Source organism: Vallitalea maricola, assembly GCF_036985595.1.
In the GTDB taxonomy this organism is placed as follows: Bacteria; Bacillota; Clostridia; order Lachnospirales; family Vallitaleaceae; genus Vallitalea; species Vallitalea maricola.
This window is the reverse complement of record NZ_BTPU01000055.1, coordinates 22,284-38,409: the sequence shown is the minus strand read 5'-3', so window position 1 is coordinate 38,409 and position 16,126 is coordinate 22,284. Positions and strand designations below refer to the sequence as shown.

14 protein-coding genes and 1 other annotated feature are annotated in these 16,126 nt (G+C 29.1%); of the genes, 6 read left to right on the top strand and 8 right to left on the bottom strand.

From position 1 onward, the window contains the following. The first annotated feature begins 422 nt into the window (after nt 1-422). Nucleotides 423-1,073: a deoxyribose-phosphate aldolase gene (gene deoC, locus AACQ14_RS15820; protein ID WP_339364557.1), complete on the top strand. Its 651-nt coding sequence runs from the start codon at nt 423-425 to the stop codon at nt 1,071-1,073. A gap of 41 nt (nt 1,074-1,114) precedes the next feature. Here the strand turns inward: deoC and AACQ14_RS15815 are convergent, their stop codons facing one another. The 6 genes from AACQ14_RS15815 to AACQ14_RS15790 form a co-directional block, all read right to left on the bottom strand. Next, nucleotides 1,115-2,245 (bottom strand): pyridoxal phosphate-dependent aminotransferase, encoded by a 1,131-nt coding sequence (locus tag AACQ14_RS15815; RefSeq protein WP_423247999.1) that lies wholly within the window; start codon nt 2,243-2,245, stop codon nt 1,115-1,117. Nucleotides 2,246-2,465: 220 nt separating this feature from the next. After that, nucleotides 2,466-3,590, bottom strand: coding sequence for a GerAB/ArcD/ProY family transporter (locus tag AACQ14_RS15810; protein ID WP_339364555.1), 1,125 nt, complete (start codon nt 3,588-3,590; stop codon nt 2,466-2,468). Between the two features lie 5 nt (nt 3,591-3,595). Beyond that, nucleotides 3,596-4,720 carry a Ger(x)C family spore germination protein gene (locus tag AACQ14_RS15805; protein ID WP_339364554.1) on the bottom strand — a complete coding sequence of 375 codons (1,125 nt, stop codon included), beginning with the start codon at nt 4,718-4,720 and terminating at the stop codon, nt 3,596-3,598. 97 nt (nt 4,721-4,817) lie between these two features. Beyond that, nucleotides 4,818-6,242 (bottom strand): spore germination protein, encoded by a 1,425-nt coding sequence (locus tag AACQ14_RS15800; RefSeq protein ID WP_339364553.1) that lies wholly within the window; start codon nt 6,240-6,242, stop codon nt 4,818-4,820. Then, nucleotides 6,232-7,365 carry a GerAB/ArcD/ProY family transporter gene (locus tag AACQ14_RS15795; protein ID WP_339364552.1) on the bottom strand — a complete coding sequence of 378 codons (1,134 nt, stop codon included), beginning with the start codon at nt 7,363-7,365 and terminating at the stop codon, nt 6,232-6,234. Before AACQ14_RS15795 ends, AACQ14_RS15800 begins: the two co-directional genes overlap by 11 nt. Before the next feature lie 5 nt (nt 7,366-7,370). After that, nucleotides 7,371-8,495 (bottom strand): Ger(x)C family spore germination protein, encoded by a 1,125-nt coding sequence (locus AACQ14_RS15790; protein ID WP_339364551.1) that lies wholly within the window; start codon nt 8,493-8,495, stop codon nt 7,371-7,373. Between the two features lie 258 nt (nt 8,496-8,753). On the opposite strand from AACQ14_RS15790, the gene AACQ14_RS15785 reads away from it, so the two are divergent. The 3 genes from AACQ14_RS15785 to AACQ14_RS15775 all read left to right on the top strand — a co-directional run bounded on the left by AACQ14_RS15785 (nt 8,754) and on the right by AACQ14_RS15775 (nt 13,379). Further along, entirely contained in the window at nt 8,754-9,902 is a 1,149-nt protein-coding gene (locus tag AACQ14_RS15785; protein WP_339364550.1) for a hypothetical protein, read from the top strand. 224 nt (nt 9,903-10,126) lie between these two features. Next, nucleotides 10,127-10,376: a binding site (T-box leader), on the top strand. 54 nt (nt 10,377-10,430) lie between these two features. After that, nucleotides 10,431-10,649, top strand: a complete 219-nt coding sequence (locus AACQ14_RS15780) for a hypothetical protein (RefSeq protein WP_339364549.1) — start codon at nt 10,431-10,433, stop codon at nt 10,647-10,649. Nucleotides 10,650-10,733: 84 nt separating this feature from the next. After that, nucleotides 10,734-13,379 carry a valine--tRNA ligase gene (locus AACQ14_RS15775; protein ID WP_339364548.1) on the top strand — a complete coding sequence of 882 codons (2,646 nt, stop codon included), beginning with the start codon at nt 10,734-10,736 and terminating at the stop codon, nt 13,377-13,379. A 185-nt stretch (nt 13,380-13,564) separates the two neighbouring features. Here the strand turns inward: AACQ14_RS15775 and AACQ14_RS15770 are convergent, their stop codons facing one another. Together AACQ14_RS15770 and AACQ14_RS15765 are read right to left on the bottom strand one after the other, a co-directional pair. After that, nucleotides 13,565-13,972, bottom strand: a complete 408-nt coding sequence (locus tag AACQ14_RS15770; RefSeq protein ID WP_339364547.1) for a DUF443 family protein — start codon at nt 13,970-13,972, stop codon at nt 13,565-13,567. Between the two features lie 21 nt (nt 13,973-13,993). Continuing rightward, nucleotides 13,994-14,197 carry a helix-turn-helix transcriptional regulator gene (locus AACQ14_RS15765; RefSeq protein WP_339364546.1) on the bottom strand — a complete coding sequence of 68 codons (204 nt, stop codon included), beginning with the start codon at nt 14,195-14,197 and terminating at the stop codon, nt 13,994-13,996. 471 nt (nt 14,198-14,668) lie between these two features. On the opposite strand from AACQ14_RS15765, the gene AACQ14_RS15760 reads away from it, so the two are divergent. Beyond that, the gene (locus tag AACQ14_RS15760; RefSeq protein ID WP_339364545.1) at nt 14,669-15,976 is read left to right on the top strand and encodes a bifunctional folylpolyglutamate synthase/dihydrofolate synthase; all 1,308 of its coding nucleotides are present in this window, start codon (nt 14,669-14,671) and stop codon (nt 15,974-15,976) included. Beyond that, nucleotides 15,969-16,115 carry a hypothetical protein gene (locus AACQ14_RS15755; protein WP_193774394.1) on the top strand — a complete coding sequence of 49 codons (147 nt, stop codon included), beginning with the start codon at nt 15,969-15,971 and terminating at the stop codon, nt 16,113-16,115. Before AACQ14_RS15760 ends, AACQ14_RS15755 begins: the two co-directional genes overlap by 8 nt. Nucleotides 16,116-16,126: the final 11 nt, after the last annotated feature.

The following is a 16,126-nucleotide window of genomic DNA, read 5'->3' as shown; positions in this document are numbered from 1 at the left end:
ATGTGGGGGAGAACATATTGTAAACAGGGATACTGAGTAACCTGATACAACCAATTTATACACTAGCCTTTATATAAAGACCAGAATAAGGTTGTTTGATCCTTATATAAAGGCTAATTTATTATCCATAAAAAAGCTTCCATACAATGAATCGTTATTTGGTATCCCTGTAGTAATAAGTATATCCAAATATATTTTTTTATATTCAATCATAGTCTAAAAATTTTAACTAAAATATTCACTAATTTTAGTTGAAATTAGATATTTATTGACTATAGTAATATGTAAAGGTAAACTATAATTAAACTTGATTTTTATGACATAATAACAATTATGATTAATCCACAAAAAGTAATTTAGTATAGAGTATTAGACATTTTGCTTTTGTGGAATAATACAATTTTTTATAGGAGGGATTAAATATGAATATAGCTAGTTACATAGACCACACAATACTTAAACCGGATGCAACAAAAGAACAAGTCATTAAAATATGTGAAGAGGCAAAACAATATAATTTTGCTTCAGTATGCGTAAATGCATTTAGAACCAAATTAGTGAAAGAACATTTACAAGGTTCTGATGTAAAAGTGTGTACAGTAGTAGGATTTCCACTGGGTGCTGTGCCAACCGAAGTAAAGGTTTTTGAAACTAAATTAGCTATTGGCCATGGCGCTAATGAAATAGATATGGTTATTAATATTGGTGCATTGAAGGACAAGGATTATGACTATGTTTATGAAGATATCAAAGGTGTTGTTGAGGCTTGTAAAAATAAAGCGTTGGTTAAAGTAATTATTGAAACATTTTTATTGACACAAGATGAAAAAATTAAGGTTTGTGAATTATCTGTTAAAGCAGGAGCAGAATTTGTTAAGACATCAACTGGATTTAGTAAAGGTGGAGCAACCGTAGAAGATGTTTCACTAATGAAGAAAACAGTTAAAGAAAAAGCAAATGTAAAAGCTTCTGGTGGTGTCAGAGATTATGAAAAGGCTAAAGCTGTTATAGATGCTGGAGCTGATAGAATAGGTGCAAGTGCAGGTATTGCAATTGTTGAAGGTTCAAAATAAATTTAACTATCAGTATATTATAGGCAAGCCTTATGGCTTGCCTAATTAAATATTCTAGATAATTCATCTAGTATTAAATCATTTTGTTCTTTATTCATAAAACAAAAGCGGAAAAATTGTGAGTTGAGAAATGGAAATGTAGAAGCATCTCTAATCATAATTTTTTTCTTTATTAATGTTTCAAATAATTCATGTGAATCAATATCATCTCTTAATATCTTAATTAAAATAAAATTAGCTGTTGGTGGAAAAACTTTAATATCTTTCCAGCTATTTAATTCGGTGTATATTCTATTACGTTCTTGTTCAATGAAATCTTTAGTAAGTTTGATATATCCTTCATCTTCAAACATAACTTCACCAGCAAAACTTGCTAAAGAGTTGATTGTCCAAGGATTCTTTAGACTATTAATCTTTTCCATAATGGATTTATTACCACAGATACCGTATCCTAATCTTAATCCAGGTGAAGCATAGAATTTTGAAACTCCTCTAGTTATAAACAAATTATCATATGAATATGTAAGTCCAACAGAAGTAATTTTATCCATTTCTTTTGTGAATTCTATATATGTTTCATCTACCATAACATAAATATTTTTTTCATGACAATATTCTAATATGCATTTTATGTCTTCAGAATAAATTGATGTTGATGTAGGGTTATTAGGATTACATATAACCAGTAAATCCATATCATCAGTAATATTTGATAATAAATCTTTAATATCTATCTTGAAATCAAGTTCTTCTTTCAAAGAATAATAATTAGAAAAACCACCACCTATTGAGATTTCTCTTTCATATTCTGAATATGTAGGACCCACAATAAGAGCTTTTGTTGGTTTGATGATATTAATGAATATGGAAATAAGTTCAGTTGACCCGTTACCAACTATGATATTTTCATAATTAACACCTATGTATTTTTCCAATTGTTTTCTTAACCTAGTATATTCTCTGTCAGGATACATTCCTATAACATGAACATTTTTCGATAGTAGATCTATTAGATTTCTTGAGACACCTAGTGGATTAACATTACCACTGAAATTAATAATATCATATTTATTTATTTTATATATAGATTCTATTTTTTCTAGATCACTACCATGAAAATGACTTTTATTCGACACTTTAATCACTTCCTTTATATGTATTATTATACCCATTAACATTAAAAATGCAAGTAATATTGATAATTAGTATGTAACAACAATTTATGAATTTATCATAATTAATTTTAATAAAAATAGATTAGAATAACTAATAATTAAATTACAATTATTTTCTAGTAATAAAAACAATTAACCTATACCTGCACTATTTTATTAGTTATTCTCATAGGTATCTAACATAATATCATCCATATAGATTGAGCTTATAGTATTATCAATAATTATTTTGTTCAGTTTCATTATTTAATGACCTTTTTTCTGAATTTTTTCCATATTTACTAATGAGCAGCAGTATTAATAAATAAGAAGGTATAACAATATTAATAAATACCCCTAAGTAACCAACATATTCTAGTAAATTTTCCGTTATTTGTCGAGTTGGAGGTGTAAGGCATATAATCAAAGATAAAAATAAAGTAATCAATAGTATTTTGTTTTTCTTAACTTTAACTAACTTGGATATAAGGTAAGTTGTTACATAAGCCTCATATAGTATCGAGCAGTATATACCCATAAGCCATACTATAATAAAACCACCATCTAATCTTTTTAAAAATTGTAACTCGGGGAGTTCAATTCTTCGAATTGTAGCATATACAGTTTCTTTATAGTGTACAACACCTTCAACACCCATAACGGATATACAGCTTTCGCACATAAGTATATATAATAGACTAATAATCAATAGAATAGATACTATATATCTAAAAAGTTTTTTGTTTTTTTTATTTATAGGTATGACGGTTAATGTCTCAATTCCTATGATGGAAAAGCTAATAACTGACAGACCGCCAATAAGATCCATATCACTGAATTCAAAAATGGGCTTAACATTGATTAGCCTGCCTTGCGTAAAAATAGTTAGCGTAATAGCTAACCCCCATATAATAATAATCACTCCAAATATTTCAGCAATTCTCCCTAGAGTTATTAAACTTTTTGTAAGGGTGTAAAATGCAACGATTAACAATATTAAAGATAATGCCCATATAGGTGTTTCAAGTAACATTGTCAGTTTCATTGTTTCACTTGTCAATCGAGTGATAAAGGAGAGTGAAGTAATTTCATATATAATAATCATGATTATTATCACATTAGAGATGAATTTCCCAGTAAGAATAGGCATATATTCAGTAATTGTTTTATTCGGAAAGGTATGTCCGAAATAAACAACTACATAGCCAAACACAATCATGGTCATAGTACCAATAACGATAAAAATCCAACCGCTAGTTCCTCCCTTTTCTGCAATGGATCTAGGAAGTGAAATAACTGCAAAACCTAGAGTAGCTCCAAAAAGAATAAAGGCTATTTGTTTGTTAGTGAGGGTTTCCTTCAATTACATCATTCCTTTTCCTCAAAACTTTTTAAGTTCTTATTAACTATTTTAGTATTAACGTTAACATTTATTTTGGCAGTTAAAAAGGCATCTTCCCAATTCATTTTTCTAAATTGTTTATAATGGTAAGCTTTAAAATATCTTCCAAAAGAGAAAATATCACATTCAAATTCTTTTTGAGCTTTCCTAATCATATTAAAAATATCATTACTTATTTTTGAAGATATTTCTTTTTCTAAGTATTTGATCATATCATTTGTTATTTTCTGAATATGATATTGATATCGTAGCTCAGCATCTAAATTAAGATCTATGTTAATAATAACAGTATCATTTTTATAAGCTGTTGAGATTTTTCTTTTATCAATACTAATTCGAAATGAATATTTATTTTCAGCATCTATAGGATTGGATATAAGTTCAATTAATGTAGGATCCTTAGCTAATATATATAATATAGGTTTCGTATCAGTAATATCAATAATATCAATTAATTTAGAATTTTTTAATACTGCTAATCCTAGATACTTAATATCGCCAAATTCTTTACCAATATACGGCATAACGTAACCTAATGATCCAAAAGCAATATCAGATAGTAATTCACCTACATTGGGACAAATAGATTTACCTTTTTCTTTTAATTGTGATAGTAAATTATCTACTAGAAAACCAATAGCTATGGCTTTATCTGTTTTAACATTGAATAGCTCTTCAGGGGGTTCACGAGTTATTACAAGAAGTACAGTTTTCCTATAATCATATAGACTATCAATTCTATTTAAGTAGGGTTCTATACCAAGTTTTCCATAACTTGCACTAAACATAACAATTCGACATGCTCCTTGAAAGACATCAAAAGGATTCATTGATTCAAGTTTCCTCCTAACTTCTTCAAAAGTTTTACCATATGCATACACATTATATATACCCGGTGTATTATATCTAGTTTGAGTTTCTTGTGAGGTCTTAGTAAGTTTTACAATTTCACCAGTAAATTGTATAAGATTGTTTACAGAGTTAATACCTACTGAGATAGTAATTGCTTTCTCATTAATATCCTTTGAATCCCAACAACCTGTAGTTAATATCATAGGTATAAGAAAAATACAAATTATTTTTTTATACATAATTCCACCTTTTAATCAATTTATTCATGTTGCTTATTAATAAAATTAGTATTACCAATAAATGAAAGAATAAACATTAATTGACACCATTCAGTGATTATTGCTTTGTACTATCTTTGGATTTTACATGTTCAGGTCTTTTTTTTGATAGACTTAAATCACTAAGGAATAAGTCTTTTAAAGATTTTAAGTTTAATGGTGATAAAGGCGCAACATAGGATACACCAAATATATCAATAGAAATAATGTTAACAGCTATTAGAATCATTCCCATTGTAAAACCAACTAATCCATAAATACTAGTTATAATAATCATCGTAAACTTTAGAATCCTTATAATATTGGTAATGGAATAATCAGAAGTCGCAAATGACCCCATTACAGACAGAGATACAATGATAACTAATAAGGGACTAATTAAACCTGCACTAACTGAAGCTTGACCAATAACGATAGTTCCTACTATACCAATAGCTGGACCTATTTGCTTAGGTAGTCTTATACTAGCCTCTCTAAGAATTTCTGCCACTAATTCCATTAAAAATGCTTCCAAAGCGGCATTAAAAGGTACAGCAGCTCTTGAACTAGCTAGACTTATAATATATAGAGGCGGTAGACTATCTGGATGAAAGCTGACTACTGCCACATATAATGAGGTTAGAAATATGGAAATACTAAAACACAAAATACGTATAAATTTTGAAAACATACTAACATAAATATTGTCATAGTGATCATCACCAGCATCAATAAATTCAATAAAAGTTTTGGGTACAACTAATGCCAGATTTCCACCTTCTACAAGAATAATTACCCTACCTTCAAGAATATTGGCACATGCAGTATCAGAACGTTCAACAATTCCACATTGGGGAAAAAAATTATAAGCTTTATTTATAATGAACTTTTGAATATAGCCCGATTCTAATATACCATCAATATTTATTTTGGAAATTTTGGTTTTAACTGAATGAACTAATTGATCGTTAGCAATGTCTTTAATATAGATGACAGCAACAGTTGTATGGGTTCTTTGCCCAACAGTAAATTCATCAATTCTAAGCTGTGGATCTTTTAACCGGTAACGAATTAAAGAGAGATTATCATTATAATTTTCAGTAAATGCATCTCTTGCACCTTTTATCGTACTTTCAATGTTAGGATCCTGTACCTGTCGTTTTTCAATTTTCAAAGTATTTGCAACGATATATTTTTCGTCACTAGGAATTATAATAACAGACTGACCTTTTAGAATATAGTCAATTATTTTATTCTCATTATTGTCTGTCATAACGTCATCCATATAAATAACTGAGCTTATAATCTTAGCAATGGTGATATTTCGACTACTATTTAGTAATAAAGGCTTAATAATATTTGATGTAAGTTCAGCTCTATCAGTGAGTTGCTGAATATAGAGTATAATAACCGTGGTATTATTCACAGAAAGATATCTTGAGGTGATATTTACTTCTTTTAATTTTTCTGGATTAAGTATATGATTATATTTGTTAAGTTTCATTTATATGACATCCCTTATAATATTTTTTACTAATCTCTGTAGAAATTTTTTTTCGATGTTTTTTAATAATCAGTAATATTAATAATATAAACGGTAAAATCACATTAATAAATACACCTACGTAACTGGCATAGCGTAGAATATTTTTCGTTATTTCGATACTTGGTGGTGCAAGGCATACGATTAAAGATAAAAATAATGTAAGCAAAAGTATATTGTTCTTTTTACCTTTAACTAATTTGGAAAAAAGGGTAGTTGCTATATAAGCCTCATATAGTATGGAACAATATACAGCCATAAGCCATACGATTATAAAAACGCTATCTAATCTTTTTAAAAATTGTAAATCAGCCAGTTCAATTCTTCTAACTGTAGCATAAAGAGTTTCATCATAGTGTACAATATTTTCAATTCCCATAATAGAGATACAGCTTTCAATAATCAGTACATATATTAAACATACGATTAATAAAATAATTAGTACATGCCGAAAAAGTTTTTTGTTTGCCTTATTGATGGGTATGACAGTTATTAAATCTATTCCTACCATGGAAAATGCAGCAACTGACAGACCCTCAATATAGTCGATATCTCTGAATTCAAAAATGGGCTTAATATTGGTTAGATTTCCTTGTGTAAAAATAGTTATAGTAATAGCTATTGCCCATATAATAACAATTAATCCAAATATTTCTGCAATTCTCCCTAGAGTTATTAAACTTTTTGTTAGCGTATAAAATGCAACGCTTCCGATTAATACAGCTAATGCCCATACAGGTGTTTGAATTAACATGGTAAGTTTTATTGTTTCGCTTGTTAATCGAATGATAAAGGAGTATGCTATAATTTCATATATAATAATGATGATTATTATTAAAGAGGAGATGATCTTTCCGGTAAGAAGGGGCATATATTCAAAGATTGTTTTATTCGGAAAGCTATGTCCTAAATAAACAATGACATAACTGGATATAATCATCGTACAAATACCAATAACAATGAAAATCCAACCGCCAGTCCCTGCTGTTTCTCCAATACTTTTAGGAAGTGAAATAATAGCATATCCTGCAGTAGCCCCAAAAACAATAAAGGCTATTTGTTTGTTAGTAAGTGTATCTTTCAATAATTTCACTCCTTTTTCTCACCACTTTTTAAGTTCTTGTTAATTATTTTGGTGTTAGTGGTAACATTTATTTTGGCAGTTAAAAAGGCATCTTCCCAATTTATTTTTTTGAATTGATGATAATGCTCAGATTTAAATTTTTTGCCAAAATCAAAGATATCACATTGAAATTCTTTCTGGGCTTTAGTAATCATATTAAAAATTTCATTACTGACCTTTGAGGATATTTTATTTTCTAAGTCTCTGATCATGTTATTTGTTATTTTCTTAATATGATATTGATACCTTAACTCGGCTTCTAAATTAAGCTTAATATTAATAATAACAGTATCATTTTTATAAGTTGTTGAAATCTTTCTTTTACCAATACTAGTTCGAAATGAATAGTTATTTTTATTATCTATGGGGTTAGGTATTAGTTCTACTAATATAGGATTTTTGGCTAATATATATAATAGTGGGTTCGTATCAGCAATATCAATAATATCAATTAATTTAGAATCTTTTAATACTGCGAATCCTAAGTACTTAATATCATTAAACTCTTTACCAATATATGGCATGATGTATCCTAATGATCCAAAAGCAATATCAGATAGTAAATCACCTACATCAGGACATATACATTTTCCTTTTTTTTCTAATTGTACTAGTAAATTATCTACGAGAAAACCAATAGCTATGGCTTTATCTGTCTTAATATTGAATATTTCTTGAGGTGGTTCACGAGTAACTACAGTAAGTACTGTTTTCCTATAATCATATAGACTATCGACTCTATTTAAGTAGGATTCTATGCCAAGTTTTGCATAATTTTTACTAAACATAACAATTCGACATGCTCCTAGGAAGGGATCAAAAGGATTTATTGAATCAAGATTCACTCTAGCTTCTTCAAAGTTTTTACCATATGCTAACATATTATATACACCCGGAGTTTCATATCTAGTTTCAGTATCTTGTGATGTCTTAGTAAGTTTTACAATTTCACCAGTAAACTCTATGAGATTGTTTACATAGTCAACACCTACTGAAATAATTATTGCTTTATCATTAATATCCTTTGAATCCCAACAACCTGTAGTTAATATTATAGGTATAAGAAAAATACAAATTATTTTTTTATACATAATTCCACCTTTTAATCAATTATTTAATATTACCTATTAATAAAATTAGTATTACCAATAAAAATTAGTATTACCAATATCTGAAATAATAAACATTAATTGACACTATTCTTGACACTTAATTAGGTGAACAATATAATAAATATATAGAGGATTAAAATAATATTTATTTTAGATAACTGCATAATTACATTTAGTTATTATGCAATTATCTGATTTACTGTTAATCATAATGCCGAAAATGAAAGAGGTAACTAAATGGGACTAATAGCAAACTTAAAGAACATATTTACCAAAAAAGTTATTGCTGATATTGATGAAAGAAATTATCTTGGAGTCGATATCAATAATATTTATAATGATGTAGAAAATACAAATGAATTGTGTAACAAACTGAAAAATACGTATAAGGATAAAGAACAGGTAATAGCAGAATATGATAGATTGAATAAGATTCACACCAGTATTCAGCAGATTGAAAAAATGAATAAAAAGCAATTAGCAGAATTTGAGAATTGTTCTAATAATTATATTGCTATTAAAAATGATAAAGTAGAATATGTGGATAGAATAAAGGGGGCAGGACAACAATTTGATTATCTTCAGGATTATGAGGAAAATATAAATGATGTAATTAAGAACATAAAAAGTGTTGAACAACGACAACGAGATGTCAAAAATGATATTACATATATTGAGGGAGAAAAAGGTGATTTGCTCTATGGTAAAGATAGATTAATTAAGGCACAGAAATTTGTTAAGATATTGATGATTGGGTTATTAACCATTTTTGCTTTTTCTACATTGATATTAAGTTTTATGTATATTAATAATGATGTTGATATTTTTATTCCTTCAATAATTATGATTGTTATTATCGGATTTTTTAGTTTGTGGATATATATTTTCAGAAGATATGTCATACATGAAATTAAGAAAAATAATTTATTGATGCATAGGGCAGTTGAGCTTCTGAATAAAGTTAAACTGAAATATGTTAATAATGAACAGTTCCTTGCTTATGAATATAATAAATATAACGTTAAAAGTGGAGATATGTTAGAAGATAGATGGAAACAATTTCAGCAAAATAAAAAAGATAAAAGTAATATACATAAAATATCAGGCAATATAATTATTTTGGAAGATGATATTGAAAGAGTACTTAAAAAACATGGTATCCAATCAATTAACTATATCTTGGATAACATTGATATATATTATAATAAAGAGAATAGACACACTGGCATGGAAAAGATAAAGCAGGATAAAAAAACTCTAAAAAATACTTTGGAACAATATAATAATGAAATACAGCTTATAACCAAAATACTGATTGATGTCAAGAATAATGATACTACTAATGAAAAGGATATAACTAAGATTATTGATGATGTAATTATATAATTATAAATTTATTATTTTAAGATTATTACATTGATGCAAGCAAGTCAGAAAAAGAGTTTTGCTTTATAGCAATTGTGGTATATTCACAAAACTTTTTTTCTTCTTAGTAGCAAAATTGATTGTTTTGAAATTTTATTATATATGTTAGGAAAAGATAAAAATAAAATAGCCTTGACAAACAAAAAATATTATAATACCATATAATATAATTAGTAATAGATAGTATAAATGCAGTGAGAAAGAGGAGTATGTTTGATACGGCTTACAGAGAGGAAAATTACTTTGAACTTAGTTCAGGTAGCTGAGAAATTTTCTATGATATGACAAACAGAAGGTAGCTTTTTAGCAATTTATCTGAAACTACAGTAGGATAGATCGGATGACTCCGTTAATGGTTATTAAGTGCTTATTTGGTATTAGCTATGCTGATACATTTAAGAATTAAGGTGGTACCACGGTCTTATCGTCCTTATAGGGGATGATGGGATTTTTTTATTTTTAGGAAACTATTTTTGATGAGGTGATTAAATGAAAATAATAGGCATTATTTTAGTAGTAGTTGGCGCAATTATTTTTTATGGTGCAAAGCTTATGTATAAAAGGAATAAGAAGAAATTAGATTATAATCCTAATAGGAACGATAATGAGGAATTCTTAGCGTTGTTGAATAACGGAACTATTGTTACTAGAATAATTGGAGCATTATTAGTAGTAGTTGGTGTAATAATAATTGTACTATTTAGTTAAATTTAATTTTACCACTATAGATAATCATGCAATCTTTATCAAAGGGACTAAAAATAATTTTAAAAAATATATAGGAGGCAAGTTATGGCTAAAAATTTAGATAAAACTTACGATCCTTCTAAGGTAGAAGGAAGATTATATCAGAAATGGATGGACAAGAAATATTTTCATGCAGAAGTAGACAGAACTAAGAAACCATTTTCCATTGTGATTCCACCACCAAACATTACAGGGCAGCTACATATGGGGCATGCTCTTGATAATACTATGCAGGATATTCTTATTAGGTTCAAAAGAATGCAGGGTCATAGTGCCTTATGGCAACCAGGAACAGACCATGCAAGTATTGCTACAGAAGTAAAAATTGTTAAGAAAATGGCTGAAGAAGGAATTACTAAAGAAGATATCGGAAGAGAAAAATTTCTAGAACGAGCTTGGCAGTGGAAAGAAGAATACGGTGGAGTAATAGTTGATCAGCTTAAGAAATTAGGTTCATCTTGTGATTGGGACAGAGAGAGATTTACTCTAGATGAAGGATTATCTGAGGCTGTTGAAGAAGTATTCATCAAGTATTACAACAAAGGTTATATCTACAAAGGTTCCAAGTTAGTTAACTGGTGTCCAGTTTGTCAAACTACAATATCAGAGGCAGAAGTTGAACATGAAGAAAAAAATGGACATTTTTGGCATATTAAATATCCCATAGTAGGTTCAGATGATTTTGTTGAGATTGCAACAACAAGACCAGAAACTATGCTAGGAGATACTGCAGTAGCTGTACATCCTGACGATGAACGTTATAGCGATCTTATTGGTAAAAAAGTAATTCTACCATTAGTTAATAAAGAAATACCTGTAGTAGCAGATAAGTATGTAGATAAGGAATTTGGAACAGGAGTAGTTAAGATTACACCAGCTCATGACCCTAATGACTTTGAAGTTGGACTCAGACATAATCTAGAACAGATAAATATAATGAATGATGACGGTTCCATCAATAAAAATGGTGGAAAATATCAAGGATTAGATAGATACGAAGCAAGAAAACAAATGGTAAAAGACCTAGATGAACAAGGATTACTTGTAAAGGTTAAAGAACATACACATAATGTAGGGATGCATGATAGATGTAAAAGCGTTATTGAACCAATGATAAAACAACAATGGTTTGTTAAGATGGAAGAATTGGCAAAACCTGCAATCAGAGCTCTAAAATCTGGTGATTTAAAATTCGTGCCAGAGAGATATGGTAAGATATATCTACATTGGTTAGAAAATATTAGAGACTGGTGTATATCAAGACAGTTATGGTGGGGACATCGTATCCCAGCTTACTATTGTGAAGATTGTGGAGAAATCATTGTAAGTAAAGAAGCACCTGAAAAATGTACTAAATGTTCTGGTACCAAGTTCCATCAAGATGAAGATTCACTTGATACATGGTTCAGTTCAGCATTATGGCCTTTCTCAACACTTGGCTGGCCTGAGAATACTGATGAATTAGGATATTTCTTCCCAACTAATGTATTGGTAACAGGATATGATATCATTTTCTTCTGGGTAGTTAGAATGGTATTCTCTTCAATGGAATTCATGGGTGAAGTACCTTTTGATACAGTACTTATACATGGTCTTGTGAGAGATTCACAAGGTAGAAAAATGAGTAAATCCCTTGGAAATGGTATTGATCCATTAGAAGTAGTTAAGCAATACGGAGCAGATGCTCTAAGATTGACATTAATGACTGGTAACGCACCTGGAAATGATATGCGTTATTACGATGAAAAAGTTGAAGCAAGTAGAAACTTTGCCAACAAAATATGGAATGCATCTAGATTTATATTAATGAATCTTGAAAATATAGAAGAAAGAGAAGTAGCATTAGATGAATTGACACCAGCAGATAGATGGATACTATCTAAAGCCAATACTTTAGTAAAAGATGTTACAGAAAACATGGAAAAATATGAGTTGGGTATTGCTGTAGCAAAATTATACGACTTTATCTGGGAAGAATTCTGTGATTGGTATATTGAAATGGTAAAACCTAGATTATACAATGATGATGACGATACCAAAGCAGCCGCATTATGGACACTTAAAAATGTATTAATAACATCACTTAAGCTATTACACCCATATATGCCATTCATTACTGAAGAAATATTTACTTTCATTCAAGATAAAGAAGAATCCATTATGGTTTCTGAATGGCCAGAATTTAAAGAAGAATGGAATTTTACAGCAGAAGAATCAGAAATCGAATTGATTAAACAAGCTGTAAGAAGTATTAGAAATGTAAGAGCGGGGATGAACGTACCACCATCAAAGAAAGCAAAAGTTTTTGTTGTATCCGATAAAGAAGAAGTAAGAAATACATTCCAAAAAGGAAAAGTATTCTTTGCAACACTTGGATATGCTAACGAAGTAGTTATTCAAAACAACAAAGACGGTATTGATAATGACGCAGTATCGACTGTTATAGAAGATGCAACTATATTTATGCCTTTCGCTGAACTTGTAGATATTGAAAAAGAGATAGAAAGATTGAAAGCTGAAGAAAAGAAACTTGAAAGTGAATTAGACCGTGTAAATAAAAAATTAGCTAATGAACGATTTGTTAGCAAAGCACCTGAAAAAGTAGTTGCCGAAGAAAAAGCGAAGCTTGAAAAATATTCAAGTATGATGGAACAAGTAAAAGAAAGATTAAATAACTTGATTGCCAAATAAATAAAAAAGTAAGTAAAACAGACAACGGCTGTGCAATAAAGGGGCTGTCTGATAATACATTTTTTGGAGATGGCTAAAAGCTTTGGAAGATAGACTAGGTTTAGCTTCCTTGATATTGACGTTGAAAAATGTATTATCAGACAGCCCCTTCTTACTTATATGCCACTCTTGAGCCAGTAGAAGTTCTAATATTTCTTTAGATTATAAAAGAAAAATGAAAAATAAACGATACACATTAAAATCAGGATAATATTTCCATACTCACCAACAGTCAATTTTGTAAAATAGCTAAGATTACTAGATATGGCTATTGCACCAAATGTAATCCAAAAAGCAGATTTGCCTGCCTTATCACGTATAAAAACACTTCGTTCTTCTTTTTCAGCTTTAATTCTATCAACGTATTCAGGTTTATTTCTAACCGATAGATAAATTGCTATTTGAGCAATTCCAATAATTGTAAATGCTAAACAAAGAGCATACAAACTTTTTTGATCCTTACCATCTTGGAAATAACCAAGCACACCAATGATGATACCACCTAAAATAAAAGCAAATGACTTTTTAATCTCATTCTTAACATATTTATTCATAAAATATCTCCCTTCAACTAATTAATCTTCTTCCTCATTATAAATAAAAATATCTTCTATCAATTTATCAAAGGCCTTAGAAACCTTAAAAGCCAGATTAATAGATGGGTTATACCTACCATTCTCCAAAGAAATTATAGTTTGTCTTGATACCCCCACCTTTTTAGCCAACTCTTGCTGAGTCATCTTATACTCTTCTCTCAACTCCCTTATCCGATTCTCCATTCAATACCTCCTTTAGTAAAAAATAATACTTACCTCTTAATAAATGTAAAGTGAACTTTACCACACCAAAAGTATAGCACGCTTTACATTTGATGTCAAGTAAACTTTACACTGTATTTTAATTCAGCAACATTATACACAATTCCCATTAAGATACACATCACAAATAGAATAGGGAGGTTACTAAGAACTCCTAAAAACTAATTACAATGAAATATTTGAATTGACGTACATAATAAAAAGGTGGTATAGGACTCGTTTTACGCAGACCGTTCCTTGGAGTAAGGCAAGTAAAACGAGTCCTATACCACCTGCCCCCACATACTAAATTAACCCACTCATTTTACTATTGAAACTCCCAACCTTATATGATACATTTATATAGAATTTAATCATAAAAATAAGTCGAAAAATACAACTATATACATCGAACTTATGTATTTTAATATAAATCCCTGGAGGTATTAACCCTTGAACTATAATGAAGCTGTACAATATATACTTGATATACCAAAATTCGGAGTAAAATCAGGACTCGACAACATAAAAACTCTCTTGAAACTATTAGATAACCCCCAAAATAACCTAAAATTCATACACGTAGCAGGAACAAATGGAAAAGGTTCTGTATGTACCATGCTCTCATACATACTATGCGAACATGGCTACAAAACTGGATTATTCACATCACCACACCTTATAGAAATAATCGAAAGAATAAAAATAAACAACACTAACATAAGCAACGACGACCTAACAAACATATTAACCCTAATTAAAGAAAAAATAGATTATATGGTAGAAAACGGTTTCAACCATCCAACTTTTTTTGAAGTATTAGTAGCCATAGCATTAGTATATTATAACAATAATAACGTAGACTATGTAATCCTAGAAACAGGCTTAGGAGGCAGACTAGATTCAACCAATGTAATTGAAAATCCTATACTAACTATAATAACATCAATAGGACTTGACCATGTCTCTATTCTTGGAAATACTATAGAAGAAATTGCAAAAGAAAAAGCAGGTATAATTAAACAAGGTAGACCTACAGTTTTATATTATGATAAAAAAGAGATATTTGACACAATAAATGTCGAATGTGTAAATAAAAAATCGAAACTTTATAGTTACAATGATTTTCACTATAGTATTTTAAAAAGAACCAAGAAAAACATTGATTTTTCTATAAATAACAAGTATTATAATTATGAAGAAGTTTTTTTAAATACTATAGCAAATTACCAAATTATTAATGTTTCCATTGCACTTACCGCTGTTGAAGTGTTAATTGATGAAGGTATGAATCTAAACACAGAATCTATATTAAAGGGTCTAAAAAAATTCAAGTGGCCAGGTAGAATGGAATATGTAATGGACAATATGCTAATTGACGGAGCACATAATGCCCAGGGTATCAGCATGTTTGTAAATAATATTAATAATTTATATAATAATACAGAAATCAACGTTTTATATGCTAGTTTAAAAGATAAACCTTATAATGAAATGATTAGTGAACTGAAAAAATGTAATAATATAAATAAGATGATTTTGACTCAGATAGATAGTGATAGAGCAACAGACGTTAATCTACTTAAGGAATCCTGTGAAAAGTTAGGTTACGATAATATTTGTCCAATAGCTAACATAGATGATGCAGTTAATTATGCAATGCAATTAAGTAGGGAAGGTAGAATGGTATGTTGTATCGGTTCATTATATCTGGTTGGCTATATTAAAAGTAAAATCAAAGAGGAGGACCAATATGATTAATTTTGAAGAAGAAATTAAAAGATTTAAACCATGCCTGGAAATTGAGCAAGCAGAAGAATCAATATATGCTTATGATTCAAAAGATGTGTCCGATATTTTACAAGAAATGATTAGAGAAATAAAAAATGATGATAAGTAGAGTGGTGAGAT

What these genes read in the sequence shown, in the direction of transcription:
- AACQ14_RS15775 (WP_339364548.1), top strand. Translation starts at nt 10,734, where the DNA reads ATGGCTAAAAATTTAGATAAAACTTACGATCCTTCTAAGGTAGAAGGA.
- AACQ14_RS15815 (WP_423247999.1), bottom strand. Translation starts at nt 2,245, where the DNA reads ATGGGTATAATAATACATATAAAGGAAGTGATTAAAGTGTCGAATAAA.
- AACQ14_RS15790 (WP_339364551.1), bottom strand. Translation starts at nt 8,495, where the DNA reads ATGTATAAAAAAATAATTTGTATTTTTCTTATACCTATAATATTAACT.
- AACQ14_RS15780 (WP_339364549.1), top strand. Translation starts at nt 10,431, where the DNA reads ATGAAAATAATAGGCATTATTTTAGTAGTAGTTGGCGCAATTATTTTT.
- AACQ14_RS15805 (WP_339364554.1), bottom strand. Translation starts at nt 4,720, where the DNA reads ATGTATAAAAAAATAATTTGTATTTTTCTTATACCTATGATATTAACT.
- AACQ14_RS15770 (WP_339364547.1), bottom strand. Translation starts at nt 13,972, where the DNA reads ATGAATAAATATGTTAAGAATGAGATTAAAAAGTCATTTGCTTTTATT.
- AACQ14_RS15755 (WP_193774394.1), top strand. Translation starts at nt 15,969, where the DNA reads ATGATTAATTTTGAAGAAGAAATTAAAAGATTTAAACCATGCCTGGAA.
- deoC (WP_339364557.1), top strand. Translation starts at nt 423, where the DNA reads ATGAATATAGCTAGTTACATAGACCACACAATACTTAAACCGGATGCA.
- AACQ14_RS15765 (WP_339364546.1), bottom strand. Translation starts at nt 14,197, where the DNA reads ATGGAGAATCGGATAAGGGAGTTGAGAGAAGAGTATAAGATGACTCAG.
- AACQ14_RS15800 (WP_339364553.1), bottom strand. Translation starts at nt 6,242, where the DNA reads ATGAAACTTAACAAATATAATCATATACTTAATCCAGAAAAATTAAAA.
- AACQ14_RS15785 (WP_339364550.1), top strand. Translation starts at nt 8,754, where the DNA reads ATGGGACTAATAGCAAACTTAAAGAACATATTTACCAAAAAAGTTATT.